The 2,175-nt window shown below is 29.1% G+C and carries 3 protein-coding genes; 1 reads left to right on the top strand and 2 read right to left on the bottom strand.

The window, feature by feature from the left end:
* Window positions 1-47 precede the first annotated feature (47 nt).
* Complete coding sequence (locus ACRDBA_RS09035; protein ID WP_438572595.1) at window positions 48-791, bottom strand: hypothetical protein; 744 nt, start codon at window positions 789-791, stop codon at window positions 48-50.
* A 338-nt stretch (window positions 792-1,129) separates the two neighbouring features.
* Between ACRDBA_RS09035 and ACRDBA_RS09030 the strand changes: the two genes are divergently transcribed.
* Complete coding sequence (locus ACRDBA_RS09030) at window positions 1,130-1,462, top strand: HesB-like protein (protein WP_438572594.1); 333 nt, start codon at window positions 1,130-1,132, stop codon at window positions 1,460-1,462.
* A gap of 84 nt (window positions 1,463-1,546) precedes the next feature.
* On the opposite strand, the gene map is transcribed toward ACRDBA_RS09030, so the two are convergent.
* Window positions 1,547-2,175: type I methionyl aminopeptidase (gene map / locus ACRDBA_RS09025; protein ID WP_438572593.1), on the bottom strand; the 629-nt coding region annotated here is incomplete at its 5' end.

The raw sequence follows: 2,175 nt of genomic DNA, 5'->3' as shown, positions 1-2,175 counted from the left end.
ATTTTTTTCGTAAAAGAAAAAAAGCTGCCTTATGACAACTTTAACCCTTAATCATCTAATGCAATTTTAAAATCTTCTAAAACGCTACTTACTAGTTTTTCATCTAATTGCTTATAATATGGAAGTAAATCTGCATCTTGAAGCTTCTCACTTATTTTTCTAGCCATGTCCATCCAATTTTCAGGTATATAAACCCAAACTATTTCTTCATATTTACAGCTTAATAAGAAATGTTCCATTCCCCAAAATGAATAATCCTCTATATTATGTAGAGTATTAAAAAATGAATAATCCTCTACAACCTTTTTTGTTAACTTATATTCGTATATATCAACATAGAAAAAGTCGAAATCTTCCCTACTAGCCTTGTAAGCATCTTGATATAAAATCTTAATTTTAGGATTTTCGGCAAAATTCGCCTTATATAAATCTATTACATCCTTTTCTATTTCATATACAACTACTTCTTCTACATTATTCTTCTTTGCTATTTCCTGTGCAACATATCCTAATCCCAATCCAACTATTCCAACTCTTCCCTTAGCCTCTTTTATAGGCATATATGAGCTTTCTATTTCTAATGGTGAAAGTCTCATCCATATATTTTTAGGTCCATGAAGCTCTAAAATATCTAAATTAATTTCATCTTCCTTTTCATACATATACCCTCTAATAATCCCCTGAAGCCCATCAATCTTAGTTATTTTAAAGTTACCTATCTCATTTACAGCTATCTTATCATTGTATTCTTTTATTTTTTCTACTGCGTATTTTTTGTCATATGGTTTCAAAATTAACATTCCCTTTCTGTATGATATTATCTATTTATATATATACTAATAAATATTAGTATCTTCATTAGATAAGGTTAATATCCTCTTTAATAATATCATATAATTAATATAGAAATACCCCTTTTATGCAAGTATTTATACTTTAATTATATTGGTAATATATTGAAATTTCAATATATATTTATTACATTTTTATTATATACTTAAATTTTTTGATTAAAATATAAAATTTAAATGTTTATTTACAATATATATTTTAAAAACCACTTGATATTTACATATTCTATGATATACTAATGATATAAATTATCAATTATATAGAAGAAGGTGTTTTTATGGAAAAAATATTAATAAGCGAAGAAGCATACAAAGAGTTCAAATCATTTTTAGATGAAAATGAAATTGAAAAATATAACATAAGAATCAACTTAGCTGGTTTTGGATGTAGCGGTCCTGCTTTCAACATCACTGTTGATGAAGCTAAAGATGGAGACGTTACTCAACAAGTTAACGAAATTACTTTCATAGTTGAAGAAAAATTAGTTGACGAGTTTGGTGGATTCAAATTATTATCAACAGAAGAAAACGGCGGTAGAGGTTTATCATTAAAGCCAGTTATCGAAGTTGAAGGTGGATGCGGTTCTTGTGGTGGAGGATGTTCACACTAATCTCCGCTTAAATTAATAAGTAAAAGGCTGAAGAAAAGATATAATCTTATTCTTCAGCCTTTTTTTAACTTTTCACTATTCACTCTAATAAGTTAATATTTCAATTCCATCTTCAGTTACTAAAATCATATGTTCCCATTGAGCTGAATAACCACCATCTTCAGTAATAGCTGTCCAATCGTTATCAGCATCTACAAATATCTCATATCCACCTTGATTTATCATAGGTTCTATTGTAAATGTCATTCCTGGAGCTAAAATCATCCCTTCACCTTTTTCACCTACATGGGCAACAAATGGATCCTCATGGAATTGTAGTCCTATACCATGACCACCAAAGTCTAAAACTACAGAATATCCATTTTTCTCTGCATGCTCTTGTACAGCAGCTCCTATATCACCTAAATGTCCCCAAGGTTTAACATCTTCTATTCCCTTTAATAAACATTCCTTAGATACTTGGACTAACCTCTTATGCTCTTCTGATACATTTCCTATCATAAACATTCTTGATGCATCTGAGAAATATCCATTGTAAATAGTAGATACATCTACATTTATTATATCTCCATCTTTTAATATAACATCCTCACTAGGAATACCATGACATACTTCATCATTTATTGATGTACATACACTCTTTGGGAATCCTCCATAATTTAAAGGTGCAGGAATTGCTCCTTTAGATATTGTAAAATCATGTACTAGCTTAT

The sequence above is a fragment of the Clostridium sp. genome, assembly GCF_051654825.1.
In the GTDB taxonomy this organism is placed as follows: Bacteria; Bacillota; Clostridia; order Clostridiales; family Clostridiaceae; genus Clostridium.
This window is presented reverse-complemented; position numbering and strand designations above follow the sequence as displayed.

Excerpts from the sequence above, each read along its gene's own strand:
- ACRDBA_RS09030 (WP_438572594.1), top strand. The coding sequence starts at position 1,130 with ATGGAAAAAATATTAATAAGCGAAGAAGCATACAAAGAGTTCAAATCA.